The sequence below is a fragment of the Bacteroidota bacterium genome, from assembly GCA_030017895.1.
Lineage (GTDB): Bacteria > Bacteroidota > Ignavibacteria > UBA10030 > BY39 > JASEGV01.
Genome location: JASEGV010000021.1, coordinates 1 through 18,163 on the forward strand (window position 1 = coordinate 1; position 18,163 = coordinate 18,163).

General features: G+C 37.3%; 19 protein-coding genes and 1 pseudogene. 10 read left to right on the top strand and 10 right to left on the bottom strand.

Going from position 1 to position 18,163, the window contains the following annotated elements; genetic code table 11:
* Positions 1-176 precede the first annotated feature (176 nt).
* The 8 genes from QME58_05570 to QME58_05605 all read left to right on the top strand — a co-directional run bounded on the left by QME58_05570 (position 177) and on the right by QME58_05605 (position 7,439).
* Positions 177-581 (top strand): hypothetical protein, encoded by a 405-nt coding sequence (locus QME58_05570; protein MDI6803300.1) that lies wholly within the window; start codon positions 177-179, stop codon positions 579-581.
* Positions 582-659: 78 nt separating this feature from the next.
* Positions 660-857 carry a hypothetical protein gene (locus QME58_05575; protein ID MDI6803301.1) on the top strand — a complete coding sequence of 66 codons (198 nt, stop codon included), beginning with the start codon at positions 660-662 and terminating at the stop codon, positions 855-857.
* A 594-nt stretch (positions 858-1,451) separates the two neighbouring features.
* Positions 1,452-2,774 carry a TlpA disulfide reductase family protein gene (locus tag QME58_05580; protein MDI6803302.1) on the top strand — a complete coding sequence of 441 codons (1,323 nt, stop codon included), beginning with the start codon at positions 1,452-1,454 and terminating at the stop codon, positions 2,772-2,774.
* Between the two features lie 36 nt (positions 2,775-2,810).
* Complete coding sequence (locus QME58_05585) at positions 2,811-3,905, top strand: prolyl oligopeptidase family serine peptidase (GenBank protein ID MDI6803303.1); 1,095 nt, start codon at positions 2,811-2,813, stop codon at positions 3,903-3,905.
* Positions 3,906-3,978: 73 nt separating this feature from the next.
* Entirely contained in the window at positions 3,979-4,881 is a 903-nt protein-coding gene (gene yhdJ / locus QME58_05590; protein MDI6803304.1) for an adenine-specific DNA-methyltransferase, read from the top strand.
* Positions 4,842-5,987: a restriction endonuclease gene (locus QME58_05595; GenBank protein MDI6803305.1), complete on the top strand. Its 1,146-nt coding sequence runs from the start codon at positions 4,842-4,844 to the stop codon at positions 5,985-5,987. Before yhdJ ends, QME58_05595 begins: the two co-directional genes overlap by 40 nt.
* Before the next feature lie 55 nt (positions 5,988-6,042).
* Positions 6,043-6,894: an FAD-dependent thymidylate synthase gene (thyX, locus tag QME58_05600; protein MDI6803306.1), complete on the top strand. Its 852-nt coding sequence runs from the start codon at positions 6,043-6,045 to the stop codon at positions 6,892-6,894.
* Positions 6,891-7,439 carry a hypothetical protein gene (locus QME58_05605; protein ID MDI6803307.1) on the top strand — a complete coding sequence of 183 codons (549 nt, stop codon included), beginning with the start codon at positions 6,891-6,893 and terminating at the stop codon, positions 7,437-7,439. The genes thyX and QME58_05605 overlap by 4 nt, the downstream gene beginning before the upstream one ends.
* A gap of 79 nt (positions 7,440-7,518) precedes the next feature.
* Here QME58_05605 and QME58_05610 read toward each other — a convergent pair whose 3' ends face one another.
* Positions 7,519-7,749: a hypothetical protein gene (locus QME58_05610; GenBank protein ID MDI6803308.1), complete on the bottom strand. Its 231-nt coding sequence runs from the start codon at positions 7,747-7,749 to the stop codon at positions 7,519-7,521.
* Between the two features lie 40 nt (positions 7,750-7,789).
* Here QME58_05610 and QME58_05615 point away from each other — a divergent pair, with 40 nt between their 5' ends.
* The gene (locus QME58_05615) at positions 7,790-8,923 is read left to right on the top strand and encodes a nitronate monooxygenase family protein (protein ID MDI6803309.1); all 1,134 of its coding nucleotides are present in this window, start codon (positions 7,790-7,792) and stop codon (positions 8,921-8,923) included.
* 4 nt (positions 8,924-8,927) lie between these two features.
* On the opposite strand, the gene QME58_05620 is transcribed toward QME58_05615, so the two are convergent.
* Both QME58_05620 and QME58_05625 read right to left on the bottom strand, forming a co-directional pair.
* Positions 8,928-9,416, bottom strand: a complete 489-nt coding sequence (locus QME58_05620) for a YbhB/YbcL family Raf kinase inhibitor-like protein (GenBank protein ID MDI6803310.1) — start codon at positions 9,414-9,416, stop codon at positions 8,928-8,930.
* A gap of 14 nt (positions 9,417-9,430) precedes the next feature.
* Positions 9,431-9,772 (bottom strand): STAS domain-containing protein, encoded by a 342-nt coding sequence (locus QME58_05625; protein MDI6803311.1) that lies wholly within the window; start codon positions 9,770-9,772, stop codon positions 9,431-9,433.
* A gap of 149 nt (positions 9,773-9,921) precedes the next feature.
* Here QME58_05625 and QME58_05630 point away from each other — a divergent pair, with 149 nt between their 5' ends.
* The gene (locus tag QME58_05630) at positions 9,922-11,097 is read left to right on the top strand and encodes a Xaa-Pro peptidase family protein (GenBank protein ID MDI6803312.1); all 1,176 of its coding nucleotides are present in this window, start codon (positions 9,922-9,924) and stop codon (positions 11,095-11,097) included.
* Positions 11,098-11,104: 7 nt separating this feature from the next.
* Here the strand turns inward: QME58_05630 and QME58_05635 are convergent, their stop codons facing one another.
* From QME58_05635 to QME58_05665, 7 genes and pseudogenes are all read right to left on the bottom strand, one after another.
* Positions 11,105-11,485: a hypothetical protein gene (locus QME58_05635; protein MDI6803313.1), complete on the bottom strand. Its 381-nt coding sequence runs from the start codon at positions 11,483-11,485 to the stop codon at positions 11,105-11,107.
* Complete coding sequence (locus QME58_05640; GenBank protein ID MDI6803314.1) at positions 11,482-11,958, bottom strand: hypothetical protein; 477 nt, start codon at positions 11,956-11,958, stop codon at positions 11,482-11,484. Before QME58_05640 ends, QME58_05635 begins: the two co-directional genes overlap by 4 nt.
* Before the next feature lie 14 nt (positions 11,959-11,972).
* Positions 11,973-12,719: a TIGR04255 family protein gene (locus tag QME58_05645; protein ID MDI6803315.1), complete on the bottom strand. Its 747-nt coding sequence runs from the start codon at positions 12,717-12,719 to the stop codon at positions 11,973-11,975.
* A gap of 113 nt (positions 12,720-12,832) precedes the next feature.
* Positions 12,833-13,933, bottom strand: coding sequence for a metallophosphoesterase family protein (locus tag QME58_05650; protein MDI6803316.1), 1,101 nt, complete (start codon positions 13,931-13,933; stop codon positions 12,833-12,835).
* Positions 13,908-14,989, bottom strand: a pseudogene (locus tag QME58_05655) (MFS transporter). Before QME58_05655 ends, QME58_05650 begins: the two are co-directional and overlap by 26 nt.
* 61 nt (positions 14,990-15,050) lie before the next feature.
* On the bottom strand, positions 15,051-16,073 hold the full coding sequence (locus QME58_05660) for a hypothetical protein (protein ID MDI6803317.1): 1,023 nt from the start codon (positions 16,071-16,073) through the stop codon (positions 15,051-15,053).
* Between the two features lie 93 nt (positions 16,074-16,166).
* A complete protein-coding gene (locus tag QME58_05665; GenBank protein ID MDI6803318.1) occupies positions 16,167-18,161 on the bottom strand; it encodes an oligopeptide transporter, OPT family in 1,995 nt (664 codons plus the stop codon).
* Positions 18,162-18,163 lie beyond the last annotated feature (2 nt).

The following is an 18,163-nucleotide window of genomic DNA, read 5'->3' on the forward strand; positions in this document are numbered from 1 at the left end:
ATTTTCTTAAATATACAAAAAAAAGTATTCAATAAGTCAATTTTTGGAACCGCCCATTAGTTCGGACTTCATTTATAGGATAAATAAAATGATTATTTTGACTCCCTCCCTATCATCACAACAATCGAAAGATGCTCCTAACTGGGATGCGTGGAATTTTCTGTTAGGTGATTGGGTTGGAAAAGGAGAAGGCCCCCGGTAATGGAGTTGGCGGTTTCTCATTTTATCTCGACTTTCAGAAAACTATTCTTATCAGAAAGAACTTTGCTGAATATCATGCCACGCAAGATAAACCAGCATTCCGCCACGATGACCTGATGATTATTTACAAGGACCAAGACGATTCGATCCGGGCTATTTATTGGGACAACGAAGGACATGTAATCAATTATGATGTTGAATTCTCAACTGATACAAACTCGGTAATCTTTCTGAGCGATATTTTAGCGTCTTCCCCACGCTTTCGACTTACATATACGAAGCAACAGAAAGATGCCGTAAGCATCACATTTGAGATAGCACCGCCGGGAAAACCGGATGCTTTTTCTAAATATATCGAAGCTACAGCTCACCGGAAATGATATTTGATAAATATCTCATTATAAACTATATTGAACCGTATTCCACGAACGATACAACTAAAACTTAAATGGACGAAAATGGAAATTCAAGAAAAAAAACTAAAACAAATTTTAAAATCGGCTATAAAAGAAGCTATCCAAGAAGAAAAAGCGTTTATCCATGGTGTTGTCGCAGAAGCAATGGAAGATTATGGAATCGCAAAGGCTATAGATGAAGGAAGTAAATCAAAGAAAATCTCACAGAAAGAAATATATAAAATTTTAAAAGCTGAATGATCATTGAATACAGAGATAGCTTCAAAACGGATTTGCTAAAGATTAAAGACACGAGGCTTTACACAAAAATTACCTTTTTGATTGAGGATATAAAAAAAGCCAGAAGCAAAGAAGATATTCCAAATATCAAAAAGTTAAAAGGCTAAAAGAACTATTGTAACAAACAAGAATGTAATTATGATAAGAATACTTCATAGATATTTGAAAACTGCATTAGCTGTAAAATGTTTGTTTAAATAACTGAAGTTACGCAGAATTGACTTTTTGTCATGTTGAGCGAAGCGAAACATCTAAAAATAGCCTGAATTTGAGGTTTCAGATTCTTCACTTCGTTCAGAATGACTCTTTTGCGTAACTTCAGTAAATAAATTAAACCAATAAAAATTGTAGGTAGAATATTACGACAAAATCATTAATTGTTTTGCTTCTCTCACAGAATCTTGCTGTGGGAAAGTATTCAGCTAAGTGGAACGCAACCGATATTCCTAGCGGAGTTTATTTTTATCGGTTAAAAGCCGGTTCATTTACAGAAACAAAAAAACTTGTTCTAATTAAATAGTATCATGTGATAAATATTAATTGAGAGGACTTATTTTGAAAGCCAGTAAAATAATCGTTTTGTTATTTTTTTTATTTACACTGCCTATTTTACCACAGCAAGACCGCATACGAGCCGAACTTCCTATGCTAACTGACGTAGATGATTTCGGACCTCATCTTACCAGATTTAAAAAAAAACCAGACAAGGCGTTAAAGCTTCCTTTGATTGATACAGCAGGAGCAAGATTTTTTTCAGCTTTCTATACTTTTAAGTCTGACAATCCCGAGATCTCAGTTATGGTTATCCCCAAAGACAGCGGAGAGGAGTTGTATATTGATATGAATCGTGACTACGATTTAACCAACGATAATTCTCCTTTTATTTTTCCATATAATCAAGTTAATTTTACTTTTGATATTATTTCAAGAGACGATCCAAGTCAAAAGACAAAAATATTATTACAACGCAGACCCGATAATTTTGATAGTTTATCATACAGGTATGTTGATAGTTCCGGTAACCTTAACCCACATTTTCTTAAATTTTACAGCAATTTTATTCAAGATAATGATTTCACAGGCAAGCACGGCACATTTTATTTTGATAATCCTCTCGGATTAAGACGCGGTGAAATCGCTCTCAGTAATAATAAATACCAAATCGGGATTTTTGATTACGACAATAATGGATTATTTAATGATGATGACGACCTTTTATTAATCGATCGAAACAACAGTGGAAAATTAGAGATTGATGCAACAACGAATGTATTTAAATTGAACGACATTTTCACGGTAGGTCAAGAATCTTACAAGATTACGATGATTAATAAATACGGTCATTGGTTGGAAATCCGGAATACTGAAGAAGAACCTACTTTCTACTATTTAAAACACCTCGATTCACTGAACAGAATGTACAGTGAGAGCAATATGCCCCTCGACAGTATTAGTATGTATAAAAACTCCGGAACCACTTTGATAGACGAAGATGTCTGGAACATTAGTGCAACCACAATAGACGGCAATGCAATAAGTTTTAATAAATATAAAGGCAAGTATGTACTATTAAACTTTTGGGGTGAATGGTGTAAGCCGTGTATTGGCGAAATCCCTGAACTTGTAAAAGCAAATTCAGACTATGGTACAAACAAGTTACAAATAATAAGTTTTTTGTATACGTCTAAATTGGAAGATGCAAGGACTGTAATCAAAGAAAAGGGCATTACATGGCCGCAGATCTCTTTGTCGGAACCAATTCAAAATAAGTTCAAGATAAAATCGTATCCTACTAATATTCTAATATTTCCCGACGGCAAAACATGCGTACAATATGGAATTGTAAACAGGTTTTTCTTTAATAGGTATATTGAGTAATATAATTTATCACATGTAAATTAAGGAATATTAAACATGAATAATTCAAAGCTGTTCACCTTTTTAATTAATGTGTTATTAATCTATCTTCTTTTTTCCCTTCCCCTCCTTGCACAGGATAGAAAAGAAGAAAGCACAACCACCGATAAGCTAATCAATAAAAAATTTGAGTCGCTAGAACACCGTCTCGATGAATTGGAAAAAGCTGTCGATGATATACTTTGGTACAACAAAGTAGGCGACGTTGCCAACATCGACAAAGTGTTTATCGTAGGTCCACCGCCTGCTTATGTTCCTAATCCAACGGCAATGGGCGCGAACAACCCTGTTAAATTTTGGACTTACATTTTCATCCCGCAGAAAATCGACCGGAGTAAAAAATATCCGCTTCTCGTTTTACCTCACGGCGGTGTGCACGCAAACTTCACAACTTACTACACTCACATAATCCGTGAATTAATGGCGCAGGGTTATATTGTGGTTGCGCCTGAATACCGCGGAAGCACCGGCTACGGTAAAAGTTTCTACGAAAAAATCGATTACGGCGGATTAGAAATCGAAGACAACAATGCAAGCAAAAATTACATGATCGAGAATTACGATTTCGTAGATAAAAATCGCATAGGTGTAATTGGTTGGAGCCATGGCGGATTAATTGCACTAATGGACATTTTCCAACATCCCGACGACTATCAGGTAGCATTCGCCGGTGTGCCGGTAAGCGACCTTGTTGCACGTATGGGTTATTACGACGATGAATACCGGAAAGAATTTTCGGCAAAATATCATATCGGTAAAACTGCTCAGGATAATGTTGAAGAATACCGAAAACGTTCGCCCGTCAATCATGCTGATAAACTCAAAACACCGCTTCTTATACACACCAACACAAACGACGACGACGTTAATGTGTTGGAAGTCGAACACTTGATTCGTGCTTTGAAAGCTGCGGGTAAAAAATTCGATTACGAAATTTTCAAGGATGCACCCGGCGGACACAGTTTCGACCGTATTGATACAAAGTTAGCAAAGGAAACGCGATTGAAGATTTACAAATTCCTCGCCGAGTATTTGAAGCCGCCTTTTCCTTTTAAGTCGGTTGCTGATTTGGAGAGAGCGGGATATAGATAGGAAAATTCATATCAGTTAAGTTTGATTTTGCATAAGGATTTGTTAAATTCGAGACAACGAGAAGAAGATAGAAATGAAGGTATTTGAGAAGAATGGTCACAAAATAGTTTGGGGCGAGGCTATAGAGGCACTTGCCACAATTAAAGACAATTCTGTTGATCTGATTTTTGCCGATCCACCTTACAATATTGGAAAGAAATTTGTCGATTTTCCTGATCGGTGGGAATCAGATAGTTCGTATTTAAACTGGTGTTACAAATGGCTTCAATTGTGCATAAAGAAGTTAAAACCCAACGGATCGCTGTATGTAATGACAGCCACTCAGAATATGCCCTACTTCGATCTTTTCCTCAGAGACAGGCTCATTATTTTATCTCGAATCGTCTGGTACTACGACAGTTCAAGTGTTCAAGCCCGCAAGTATTTTGGTTCTTTATATGAGCCGATACTACACTGCGTTAAGGACGAGAAAGACTATACCTTCAATGCTAACGATATTCTGGTCGAAGCAAAGACTGGAGCTGTGCGGAAGCTAATTGATTATAGGAAATCAGTCCCGACCGTGTATAACTCAAAGAAAGTCCCGGGAAACGTTTGGCATATTCCACGAGTAAGATACCGAATGGATGAATACGAAATTCATCCGACTCAAAAACCCACAGCATTATTAGAGAGGATCATCAAGGCAAGCAGCAACGAGGGCGAACTAGTGGTTGATCCGTTCTCTGGCACCTTCACAACTTCACACGTTGCAAAACAACTCAAAAGGAAATCAATCGGAATTGAAATCAATGAAGACTATGTAAAGATTGGATTACGTCGATTGCAGATTGCTTCAGAGTTCAACGGTGAACCTCTACGCAGAGAGCGGAAAACATATCAGCCGCCAATAGACGAAAAACAAACTACACTCTCCCTATTTGAAAAGAAAGCCAAATGGAACACGAGTTCACGAAAACGATCAAAAGTATCCTAGAGAAAAACTTTCCTAAGTCATCGGAGGCGGTCTTTTCAAGGAGCGTGCTTATTCAGTATTTCAATATTAAGACCAAGTCGGCCAACAAAGGTTCCAAATCGAGAGGGAGTTTTGCCAATCTTTACGCAATCTATTTTTTGGTCGAAGATTACATTGCAAAAGGATTCCACAGATCAGGCAATTACAATAATTATGAGGGTGCGATATTCTCAACTCTATTTAATAGACAGAGAGAACTTCCATTCGGTCAAAAATTGCAAAATCACGCACTCAATCACCGAATGAACGAGGAGTTTAAAAAGTTCTTCCCAAACTGCGAATATATCCCCGTCCTTCGAGATCCTAATACAAATCGATACTGGATCAATCAGCATCTTCTCAAACTCGGTATTAGGTCCATGAAAAATGATCTTTCGGTGTCTATAATAGAAATAATCACCGCTTACATTGAGGCAAAGAGAAGTGCGTTTGACCGCTTTATCAAATTCTGTGAAGGGGCAGAGAAATTCAAAGAACAAGAACTTGTAGAATTTATCACAGGTTTGTTGGGGTCAACAGTAGATGCACGCATTTTTGAAATAGTAAGCTACAGCATCCTCAAGTATTACTATCACAATCAAAAACTCTACTGGGGTTTTGATCCCGTGTACCTCCAAGAAGATAATCTTAAACTCTACAAGACGGGACGCACGAACGCAAACGACGGCGGTGTTGATTTCGTGATGAAACCATTGGGGCGTTTTTTTCAGGTTACGGAGACTGTGGACGTAAAGAAATATTTTTTAGACATCGACAAGATTGAGAAATACCCGATAACGTTCGTTGTGAAGTCATCTGATTCAAATGATACTATAAAACATAAAATACAGGAACAAGCGGAGAGACAGTATTCAATCAAAGCTATTGTCTCTCGATATATGTCCTGCATCGAAGAAATCATCAACATCCCTGAATTACTTATCAAGTTTCAATCGACAATCGATCAGGGTTTTTTGAACGACATACTCAACGAGATTATTAAACAAAGCAAAGTTGAATTCAACTACGACGAAGACGATTACGATTTCAGCGAATATGATAATGGAAAGGAATCGGAAGATAGTTGAGATTAGCAAATGACTAAAAATCGTTGGATGAATTAGAGAAAGCGGGATATAAATAATGGCTCACGTTATAAACCCAAAAGCAGAAGAAATTTTAGATAAAGAATTTAAGTGTTTGAATGCAGGCTTCGTCCGCCTCGTTGATTACATGGGGGGCGATGAATCAATCGTGCAAGCAGCTCGCGTCTCATACGGGAAAGGAACTAAAACAGTGAGCGAAGACCGCATACTGCTTCGTTATTTGATGCGGCATTTACACACAACACCGTTCGAGATGGTTGAGTTGAAATTTCATGTAAAGCTTCCTATATTCGTCGCACGGCAATGGATACGCCATCGTACAGCAAACGTGAATGAGCTTTCGGGTCGCTACTCAATTATGAAGGACGAGTTCTATGCACCGTCGGAGGATGCGATTAAAGGACAGAGCGTAAAAAATAAACAAGGAAGGTCGGAGGAAGAGGTTCCGGCAGAGCTTCGGCGTAAAGTCCTTGATACAATCTTGTTAGATCAACAATCCAGTTACAAACGTTACGAAGAATTTTTAGACGACAACATCGCACGCGAGCTTGCCCGCATCAACCTTCCCCTCTCACTCTATACGGAATGGTATTGGAAAATTGACCTGCACAATTTATTGCATTTTCTACATTTGCGTATGGATAGACATGCGCAGTTCGAAATCCGTGTTTATGCAGAAATAATTGGAGGGATAGTAAAATGTGTTGCACCGATGGCATCGGAAGCTTTTGAAGACTACGTTCTATCTGCGGAACGGTTCTCTAAAGCTGAACTTACAGTTATTGCCAGTCTTCTCGACATTGATAAAATTACAAAGGAATCAATCGCAAGTAAAGGTTTAACTGGACTTGAAGCAGATGAATTTTTAGAAAAGTTGAGGAGAATATGACAGATTTTATATTTTTAATTTTGCCCCTAATCGTTGGCGGCATATTGGCTTACTTTAACACTAAATCAGTTGCCGAAAGCTGTGCGTCGTTACAAAAGTGGCTTGGTGCTCAAATTAATTTTTTAAAAAATAAAAATGGGATTGGATATCGTTATATCTTGCAACCGATAGTGTTGGGGGTCATCTACATACTTTCAAAAATTGCAACCGTCAATAACCAACAATTGCGTTCAGGTTTAGCTGTTTCATTTCTAATATATTTATTCCTTACAGTTACATTAATATTAGGAGTGGCGATATATTTCTTCATTTATACAATCATTTTGTGTACGCTGTTGTATTTTACACTCTGGCTGCTGAATAAAGCTGGAGTACTTAATAAATTCTTTAATCGAGATTTTAAAAATATACAACCATTACCTTCTGCAACCGTTCTTGATTTGAACAAGGCAGAAGATATTAAACAGATGGAAGATGATTACCTAATAGAAATTGATAAACCAGATGAGTCTGATTTAGATGTATTTGGCTTACCAAAAAAATGAAGTATTATGCTTAAAATTATTCTCCTCACATTAATAACAATTACTTCTTTATTATGGGGATGTAAAAACGCTTCTGTTTCTACGAACGGAGATATACAAATCCAACAACGATATGTGCGAAGCATTGATTACGCAGACAATAAAATTCGATATAAGTCCGTTTAAGAATTATTACAGAAAATATTTCGGCGATACCGGTCCTGTCATTATAAGAATCTACGAACCGGGAACTAATAATTATTATCAGCCACTCCTTCGGTACGATTTTTAACCAAACGATTATTTTTTTTGTAGAAGTGGTTTTAATCAAATAATTACCTATCTTTAACTAAACAAAGAAAATAAAGTTGATGAATACATTATATATTGGTGATTTAAGCATCCCTCTTCCACTTATACAGGGTGGAATGGGAGTGGGAGTATCCCTTTCCGGATTGGCAGCAGCTGTAGCTAACGAAGGCGGCGTCGGCGTTATCTCAAGCGCAGGGTTAGGGCTTTTATACAAAAAATTTTCAAACGATTTTTTAGAAGCAAGCATATTAGGACTGAAAGAAGAGCTACGAAAAGCCCGTGAGAAAACATCCGGTGTTATAGGTGTAAATATTATGGTGGCAATGTCGAACTTTACCGACATGGTAAGAACTGCAATTTCTGAAAAGGCAGATATTATTTTTGCCGGAGCCGGACTTCCACTCGATTTACCAAGCTTCCTAAAGAAAGACAGCGTTACAAAATTAGCTCCTATTGTCTCGTCGGGACGGGCAGCAAAAATTATTTGTGAGAAATGGAAAAAAAATTATAACTATCTTCCCGATGCAATTGTTGTGGAAGGTCCCAAAGCTGGCGGGCATTTAGGCTTTAAACCAGAACAAATAGAAGATGAGAATTTTGCGCTCGAAAAATTGATACCGGATGTCGTCAATGAAGTTAAACCGTTTGAAGAAATGTACAACAAGCAGATACCTGTAATAGCAGCCGGCGGAATTTATACCGGCGAAGATATATACAACATCATGCAGTTAGGCGCTTCAGGAGTTCAGATGGGAACACGTTTTGTAACGACTGAAGAGTGCGATGCTTCACCAGAGTTCAAGCAATCTTATATCGATGCAAAAGCCGAGGATATTGAAATTATAAAAAGCCCTGTGGGAATGCCCGGGCGAGCAATCACGAGTAATTTTCTTGAAAAAGTTAAACAAGGAAAACGTATGCCTTTACAATGTCCGTTTCAATGTATTAAAACCTGTGAAATTTCAAGCAGTCCGTACTGCATTATCACTGCTTTGATAAATGCATTAAAAGGAAATTTTGAAAAAGGATATGCCTTCTGCGGCTCGAATGCTTTCAAGGCAACAAGCATTACCACAGTAAAGGAACTTGTACAAAATCTAATTGATGAGTTTAAAGCAACCGTAAACAATAAACTCGAAATTTCCCGATGGAACTCTCGTCCAATCGGGACGGAGCAAAACTCCTATATCTAACCAATTATCTCTCGAACACACCAACGGTTTTAGCGGTCGCAATAACTTTTCCATCAATCGCTTTACGGAATGTTATAAGTGATGTATGCTTATCGAGTTCCAATTTTTCTACATCCAAGGCATAAATTGTAACTTCATACTTATGTAAGCCGCTTCCTTTAGGTGGTTGTGGTCCGCCATAACCAACTGAACCAAATGTGTTATTAAGTTCTTTAGAACCTGTAGGAAGTTTATTAGTGTTTGATGCGCCTTCAACTATCTCATTGACAGTTAACGGGATATGTATCACACACCAGTGCACCCAGTTGTTTGCAACCGGATGTAAATCGATAATTGATATGGCGTATGATTTCGTTTCTTTAGGTACATTCTCCCACTTGAGAGGAATAGAAATATTTTTGCCGCCGGTTATGCCGGTGTTCGCATACTTTGTCGGAATTACTTTTCCATCTTCGAAAGCAGTCGATGTTATAGTAAACTTTGGATTGTTCATTTAAAAAAACAATACTAATTCTTAAAACCTGCTATTGCTTCTTCGTGTGTTTCGTAAGTATCGAAAACTTTTATAAGTTGAGTAATTACAAAAATCGATTTTATTTTTTCCCCGACGTGCGAAAGTTTTAAATCGCCACCGGCATTTCGAAGTGTTGTTAAAACCGAAATTAAACTCCCCAAACCGGTGGAATTAATATAAGCAACATCAGCTAAGTCGATAACTATTTTCTTAACATTATCCGTAATTAAACTGCGGACTTTCTCACGAATATTTGTAGTCTCGGGTTCTCCGATTAGGTCTCCCCTCAATGTAATTATTGCTACATCGTTTACAATATTTTCTTTTATTTTCATATTTTTTCCTGTTATTGATTTTTCTTAAAAAAAATGCTGTATAATTTTACAGAATTAATATATCAAAATCAAGTTAATTGTTTACTCAAGTCAACTTGCTTTAGTCGTACGACTTAAGTAAATTTTCACAAAATAAAATGGAGAAAATTATGGTACAAGAAAAAATTCAACAGGCAATTGAGATTTTAAAAGAAAAGAAAATTGATATGTGGATGACTTTTGTTCGTGAAAGCACCACAATACCCGACCCTATTATCGATGTAAGCGTTGGAACACATTGCACCTGGCAAACTGCATACATCATAACAGCGAAAGGCGAAACAATCGCGATTGCCGGTAGTTTGGATATCGCAAACCTAAAAACCCACGGTAATTATAAAGAGATTATCGGATACGTTCAATCGATAAAAAATACTTTATTGGAAGTCTTGGACAGAATAAATCCTAAAACTATTGCCTTGAATTATTCAACTAATACAGTGATTTCAGATGGACTCACACACGGAATGTGGCTTCAATTAATGACTTACCTTGAAAATACTCCGTTTAAAGAAAGAATCATCTCAGCCGAACCAATAATTTCTGCACTAAGAGGAAGAAAATCTTCTTCCGAATTGAAATTGATGAAAGATGCTATCAAGGAAACATTGAAAATATTCGATAAGGTTACAAAATTCATAAAACCCGGAAAGACCGAGCAAGATGTTGCTAACTTCATTTTACAGGAAGTGAAGAAGTTAGGCGTTGAACCTGCATGGGATAAAGAACATTGTCCCGCAGTTTTTACAGGACCTGAATCGGCGGGTGCGCACGCGGGACCCACAAAAAGAAAAATTGAAGGCGGACATATTATAAATATCGATTTCGGTATAAAGTGGAAAGGATACTGTTCAGATTTACAACGCACCTGGTACATAAAAAGAAAAGGCGAAAAAACTCCCCCAAAGGAAGTTGTTCGTGGATTTAACACGATCATAGAAGCGATACTACTCGCTTCGAAAAAACTAAAACCGGGTGTACAGGGCTGCGACGTTGACGATGCTGCACGCAATCATATAACATCAAACGGTTATGCCGAATATCCTCACGGGCTTGGCCATCAAATCGGACGGGTCGCACACGACGGAGGAGGAGGACTTTTCCCGCGTTGGGAACGCTATGGAACACTTCCCTTTCAGCAAGTCGAAGAGGGACAGGTCTATACACTTGAACCTCGTCTAACCGTCGAGGGACACGGTGTGGCAACGGTTGAGGAAATGGTAGTTGTAACAAAAGATGGCTGTGTGTTTTTATCAAAGCCGCAGAAGAAGATTTATTTGGTTTAATTATTAACTATACTGCACCAATATTTCTTAATTTTTCAAATGTTCTTAAAGAAAGATGATATGCGGTTTCTGCTCTTTTCAGATCAATAGATGCATTATTATCATAATCAGCAACTTTCCTTTCTTTCCATAAGCGTCTCAGGTTATTTCCAATTTCTTGTTCAATCTTATTTGAAGAGTTGATATATTTTTCCCTAACAAATTTATGTGTATCTATCATTTGTATTATTATACCTTGTTTATCGAGAAAATTTCGTGATATACCAAATGCCCCATAATATAAACGACTTAGCGAGGTACGCAGATATGCTTCTCTTAAATTTGAATGACAATAATTATTAAATAATTTCTCTGCTAATTCTATATACAAAGTCCAATCAAAGCTCATACAGGTCTAACCATCACAGATAATATTTTTTTAACCCTTACATCAATATCGAACCATATTTCTTCATCAAATTTATCTAACAGATCTAAAGAATCTTCTGGAGATAAATTCGTTTTAATAATAACTGAGAGTCCCTCATAATTTTCTTCCGGATCTTCATCGAATTCTAAACAAATCTCTACTACTTTATTACAAAAAATATTCATGACCTTTTCGTTGATATTAAGAAGTGGTTTGATGATATAATAATGATCATAAATTACTCTTTTTACTTGTTCTGAGTTTTGAAAATTATATGATTTTTGGAGTAGATTGAAATTATTAATAAAAGTAAGAGAATAACTACTCTTAACAGATTCGAAAATATCTGTTTGATTTAATACTTCTGTATAAGTTCTTGTTGAGCTCACAAATCCATAAGGAAGAAATTCTCTACTTGTATATTCATTGGGAAAGTATGGTACTTCGATCATATTGAAAATATTTTTTATTGTTTATTATTAAATAACTGACGACAGGAATCGGTAATTGATTCTTCAAATATTTCTATTACTTTATCATGAGCTTCTTCGATCCAGTTTAAAACATTATCCATACTCACTTCTTCAGGTTTTGCTAACACGTAGTCCCAATCAAGGATTATTACTGTTTTATCAGCAAGCTTTTCTTGTGATTTATGAATTGATAGAATCAATACATCTCTTCCATTGAAAAACGACATTTCTAAACGCATAAAAAACTGAGTAATATTACGATCTTCAACTTTGGGGATATGTGGATATATTTTAAAATATTCACTCAAATCAAATGATATCTTTGGAACCTCCACTCTGTCAATATATCGTAAACCAATTCTTTCAATCCCATCAGGCTGTACAATTTCTCTGAAGATATCGAAAGCTTTCTTTGCAGTGGGAATAAACTTCTCCCAATTTGAATAAGGCGGTATATGATGTGCTGAAACCATATTAGGAGCAACTCTAATAAGTTTCTCTCCACTATTGGTTTTATATTGCATGCCTAGCAATTTAGTTCTAACTTTTTGTTGAATATCTTCTTTACTAAATTCAAGCTTCGCTTCATACTCGTGTAGTTCTTCTTTATTAGGGTATTCATCTTTTATTTTCTCATAAAATCTACCCGGGACAGATATATCATTTGGGTTTTTAACTTTAAATCGAATTTCACAAACAATTTCAATAACAGGCGGGTTGATATATTTTCGTGAACTCATATTCTTTTTTCCTCAAAATTGAAGGCTTTCATTTATCATTTACCTTTTGAACCATTCAAATATAAGCTCAATTCATTTAATAATCAAGAACCATTGCTAAATCAATCAATCTTTTACTTTATAGTATAAAATGAATCTATCATCTTTCCGGTCAAATCATAGACTTCCATTTTCAACAAATTGCCAGCAACAGAAATGAAGCAATAACTGAATTCTTTTTTCCCAAACACATAGCCACTGTCCGGGTTGTCAATTTCATACAACGGAGCGCCGCCGCCACCTGCCACTACATAATTTATGCTGTCGACCAAATATCGCTGGTAGTTGTGGTCGTGTCCGTTAAAAATGATGTCGGGACTGAACGGTTTGAATACATCTATAAATTGATTTCTGAATTCTTCTCTGCTCTGTTTACGTTTATCAACAGAAGAATACGGCGGGTGATGATAAAATATGAAAGTAAATTTTTTATCTGTGCTATTCGCTAAAACATCCGATAAATATTCTTTCTGATCTTCCCTTCCGTTAAAAGGATGGTTGCTATCCAGCACTATGAAATTTGAATTTCCCCAAGTGAACGAATAATAATTCTCTTTATCCGGAAGAGCAAAGTAGTTATAATACCGCTCGTCGTTATCCTCGTGATTTCCTAATACAGGATAATAAGGAATGAATTTCATTAGTTGATTATTGATCTCGAAAAACTTATCCCAGTCAGATTGTATATTCCCCTTCATAACAAAATCACCGGTATGGACGACAAAATTAGGTTGGTGCAAAATAATTCTATTAACTAAATTGTTATGTACTTCATGTCCATCGCGTGTATCTCCTAAAACTACAAAACTGAATGCGGTAGTATCAACCGGCGCTGTCCAAAATTTATATACTTCAGATTCATAACCTCCGTCCGTTACCTGATAAAAATATTCTGTCTGAGGATTAAGCCCGTTTAAAGTGATTTGATGGTAAGTTGTTTTTCTGTTGTCAGATTTTCTTACTCCTAAACTCGAATCGAGACCGTATTTAACTTCTCCGAGTCCAATTTCTTCGCTTATCCAACAAATTGTAATACCGGTTTGTGTAGTGTTTTGTAAATATGGTCCTTTTTCAATTTGTCCGATCGAAATGTTTGAAAATATTGCCGACCCAAATATGAATATGAATAATATCTTTATACAAGAATTGTTATTTAACATGAGATTTTCTTTCATCAATTTTCTTTACAACTTTTCCATATATAAAAAGAGCAATAGCCGATACTGAACCGATTGCGGAGAAGTAATACCAAATATAATTTGCATTATCATACGCATGAATTAGTTGCTCCGGCGAAAGTGTTTTCGGATCCGGGCAATACGCAGTAAGCAAATAACCAGATATGCCGAATCCGAGAATAGAAGATAGGAATGAGTGTAAATGACTAAAACCTAAATAAGCGCCTTCTTCGCCTTTTGGCGCTTGCAGCGAGAAGAATTCGAGATAATGCGGTGAGATAAAACATTCAGCTAATCCCTGTACCATTATTCCGGCAATCATCATTACGGTGATAGGATGCAGTGTAAATAAACCAAAGATTGAAACGGATTGTCCAGTCAGAGATTCCAAAAGCGGACTTGAAGCCATAAGCAACGCCGAGAACGGCATTAAGAGCATACCGATACTCATGGAAGTAATTGCTTGTACACGTTTCATTAATTGAGTAATTAAAACTACCGATGTCATTACCACGAATGGATTCACGTTCGCAATCCACTCTGGTGAGGCATGCTCGCCAACGGTTCTTAAAACATATTTCGGCATCGTCGCATACATCTGGTGTTGTATCATCCAAAAACCAGTTACAATAAGTATTAATATCAACATTCTTATAGAAAAAATAAACAACGATAAGAGCAATGAACGTCATAGCTGCGGCAAAAAAGTTAATCGATTCCAGCCCGAAATAGATGCGGAGCGGGTAGAACAGTTGCTTTATACGGCAACGCACCTAAAGCAAAATAGCCGACTGATAAAAGTGCGAAGGCAAGTATTATTGCTTTACGAAAACCAATCTTATCGGCAAAAGCGCCTGTAAATGGCGGTAGAAAATACAGACCTGCAGAGAATACACCGCCAATCCAAGCGGCGGCTATATCATCGAAACCGACTACGTTTGTAAGATATAATGTAATTGCAATGAAGACTGCATAATATGCCGCTCGCTCAAAAAGCTCAACGGCGTTGGCAGTCCAAAATGCGCGTGGGAATTTCCATGTGGGTTTTGTCATTTAATGTTAATCCGTTTTTATTTAATTGTGGATGGAACAATCTCAATTGGTTTTTACCTAATCAAATATATTTTTCCATATCTTTTTTAATTTTTCGGAGAACTTTCAAGTTCTTCACTAATTGTAAATCTATTCCCAGTGAGGTGGTAATCGGTCTTAGGATGCTCAAAATATCTTTATCCATAACTTCTATTAATTTGGGGATTACTCCTAATTGTTCAATCGCTTTTATCAGTTCGTATTGGCACTCATTCACAATATCAACCTGTTCTATAAGCTTGGCCTGTAAAATAAATGCTGAGTATTTATCGACACACATTAAAAATCTGGGATAGTATGGGCGTGTATTTTTTTTCTCTTGAAGCGGATTGAAGGAATATGAACAATCGAATTCCCAGCCGACATCGGCAAAATGATATTTGCTTTTGATTCCATCCAATTGGTGATGCGGAATTCTTGATAGGTAAGATACATTTTTCTTTACCATTTTTGGCTGTACCCTCATATCTTGCCATTCAATACCATTTTGAACTGTTCGCAATCCTCTTACAAGATATTCATTTTTATTATCTGAAAATAGAATTTGTCTATTTTCTTTAAACCGTCCAGCGACTTCTTTTGCTTGCTGTAAACATAAAGTTAGAAACTGAATTTGTTCGGGAGATATAAACCACGGATAAAAGCCCGGCGTGTATTCGCGACACATCGGATAAGCGTACGAACCTTTAATGTTGAGTCCGAGAGATTTTATTGTATCTAAATCTATTTTCTCCAAAATATTTTTATTCTCAAACGAGATAATTAAACATTTTTGATAGAAAATCGAATCCGTTTTTTTTGATTTATCCGATAGAATCCTGTAATAGCTATCCAATCCTTCAGTTCCTAAATATACAATTAGTCCAAACATTTCGCGGTTCGCACCGATAACACAACAATAGCCGATTTCCTCGGTCGCAGGATTCTGGACGCCAAAAATATCTGTATCATCCATCCAGTCCCAGCAACCGAAGTCTCTGAAATCAAGAGCGGCATTGTATAAAGATTTTAAATCTTGTGTTGAAGGTTTATTTTGTGTTGTCATAATAATTTGCCTGTCTATTTACCAAACTGTTGAAACAGTTTATATTTTACTATTGTTACTTTTAACCGTTTCAACGGTTTATCTACAAAAATCTTATTCTTGCTTCCCTCTCATCGAATCCCAGATGAAGTAAGCTGCAATACCGAGGAACATAAATACTGCTAACAACTCACCGCCAAAAGTTTCACTCCAGTGCCAGCCAAAGTTTTCGTAATTGAAGTTGAAATATTTCAACGTTGCACTAACAACGCCCATAATAGCGCCGCCGGCGATAAAGCCCGATGCAATCAAAGTTCCGCGTTCACGGCGAGCATTGTTTAACGGCTCATCTTTCGTTCGTGTAGAAACGATGTGCGCAATTACTCCGCCCAGCAGGATCGGCGTGTTTAATTCTAACGGAATGTACATGCCGAGCGCGAAGGCAAGCGGCGGTACGTTTATCATTTGTAAAGTAAGAGCAACTAAAGCACCCGCAATATACAATGCCCAAGGCGCCGGCATCTCGGACATCAACGGTTTAATTACGGCTGCCATAGCATTTGCCTGCGGTGCAACAAGCGCTCCTTCGCCAACGAAACCGTAAGTTTCGTTCAGTAGCATAATTACTAATCCAACAGTTGCGGCTGCGACGATTGTTCCTAAAAATTTATATGACTGTTGCTTTATTGGTGTAGTGCCGAGCCAGTAACCAATTTTCAAATCGGTAATGAAGCCGCCAGCCATCGAGAGGGCAGTGCAAACCACACCGCCAATGATTAGCGCTGAAACCATTCCTGCGCTCCCTTTCAAGCCAATAGATACGAGTATGAATGAAGACAAAATTAAAGTCATTAAAGTCATTCCCGACACCGGATTAGTGCCAACGATTGCAATAGCGCGGGCTGATACGGTTGTAAATAAAAATGCGACAATTAAAACTATTAACAAAGCAGTAACCGCGAACCACACAGTATCTACAACAGCAACGGCGAAGAAAATAAATATGAATACTGCCAGCACTGCTATTAATCCTACAACTAATCCCATCGAGAGTTCTTTATCTGTACGAACGATGGTTCGCTCGGCGATATGTTTTTTTCTGAAAATTTCTTCGAATGCGAGTTTGAAAGCACCGCCGATAATTTTTCGGGATTTATAAATACCTATCATACCCGCCATTGCGATACCTCCGATACCGATGTGACGCACATAAGCTCTGAATATTTCGTCAGCGCTCATCTGACCGATAAGTTTCGTCGCTGTTGAACCTAACGTTACAGTTAATTCGCTGCCTACATAAGAGAAAACGGGAATAAGCAAAAACCACGAAAAGAATGAACCCGCTGCAATGATTGCCGCATATTTTAAACCGACAATATAACCAAGCCCTAAAACCGCTGCACCGACATTGAGTTTGCCTTCAAGTTTATAAACATCCGAGAGTTTATCAAAGAAAGGTAAAATTTTTGTACTGAAAACTTCTTTCCAGGCACCGAATGTTTGAATCGCGAAATCGTACAATCCACCGATTACTGCGGCAGAAACAAGTACTTTAGCTTGGTTACCGCCTTTCTCACCGGCTACTAAAATCTCAGTTGTAGCTGTGGCTTCCGGAAACGGAAACTGTCCGTGCATTTCCTGAACAAAATATTTTCTGAATGGAATTAAAAATAGAATACCAAGAAATCCGCCAAAAAGGGAGGCAAAAAAGATTTGCCAGAAAGTTGGTATTATATCAATTGTCCCTTCGCCGTGAAGAATGTAAAGTGCGGGGATTGTGAAAATAGCCCCCGCTACAACTACACCCGACGCAGCGCCGATAGATTGAATTATAACATTCTCTGATAAAGCATTCTTACGTTTCGTGATTGCTGCCAAACCGACTGCGATGATTGCGATTGGAATAGCTGCTTCAAAAACTTGTCCTATCTTTAATCCTAAATAAGCTGCGGCGGCTGAAAATACTGCAGCCATAATCAAACCCCATGTCAACGACCATGGTGTAACTTCCGGAATTATAGTCTCTGCCGGAACGACCGGAATATATTTCTCGCCCGGTTTTAACTCTTTGTAAGCATTTGGTGGTAAACTACGCGTTGTTGGTTCCATTT

Coding starts and splice junctions, on each gene's coding strand:
- QME58_05575 (MDI6803301.1), top strand. CDS start 660: ATGGAAATTCAAGAAAAAAAACTAAAACAAATTTTAAAATCGGCTATA.
- QME58_05585 (MDI6803303.1), top strand. CDS start 2,811: ATGAATAATTCAAAGCTGTTCACCTTTTTAATTAATGTGTTATTAATC.
- yhdJ (MDI6803304.1), top strand. CDS start 3,979: ATGAAGGTATTTGAGAAGAATGGTCACAAAATAGTTTGGGGCGAGGCT.
- QME58_05595 (MDI6803305.1), top strand. CDS start 4,842: ATGGAACACGAGTTCACGAAAACGATCAAAAGTATCCTAGAGAAAAAC.
- thyX (MDI6803306.1), top strand. CDS start 6,043: ATGGCTCACGTTATAAACCCAAAAGCAGAAGAAATTTTAGATAAAGAA.
- QME58_05605 (MDI6803307.1), top strand. CDS start 6,891: ATGACAGATTTTATATTTTTAATTTTGCCCCTAATCGTTGGCGGCATA.
- QME58_05615 (MDI6803309.1), top strand. CDS start 7,790: ATGAATACATTATATATTGGTGATTTAAGCATCCCTCTTCCACTTATA.
- QME58_05620 (MDI6803310.1), bottom strand. CDS start 9,416: ATGAACAATCCAAAGTTTACTATAACATCGACTGCTTTCGAAGATGGA.
- QME58_05625 (MDI6803311.1), bottom strand. CDS start 9,772: ATGAAAATAAAAGAAAATATTGTAAACGATGTAGCAATAATTACATTG.
- QME58_05630 (MDI6803312.1), top strand. CDS start 9,922: ATGGTACAAGAAAAAATTCAACAGGCAATTGAGATTTTAAAAGAAAAG.
- QME58_05635 (MDI6803313.1), bottom strand. CDS start 11,485: ATGAGCTTTGATTGGACTTTGTATATAGAATTAGCAGAGAAATTATTT.
- QME58_05640 (MDI6803314.1), bottom strand. CDS start 11,958: ATGATCGAAGTACCATACTTTCCCAATGAATATACAAGTAGAGAATTT.
- QME58_05645 (MDI6803315.1), bottom strand. CDS start 12,719: ATGAGTTCACGAAAATATATCAACCCGCCTGTTATTGAAATTGTTTGT.
- QME58_05650 (MDI6803316.1), bottom strand. CDS start 13,933: ATGAAAGAAAATCTCATGTTAAATAACAATTCTTGTATAAAGATATTA.
- QME58_05660 (MDI6803317.1), bottom strand. CDS start 16,073: ATGACAACACAAAATAAACCTTCAACACAAGATTTAAAATCTTTATAC.
- QME58_05665 (MDI6803318.1), bottom strand. CDS start 18,161: ATGGAACCAACAACGCGTAGTTTACCACCAAATGCTTACAAAGAGTTA.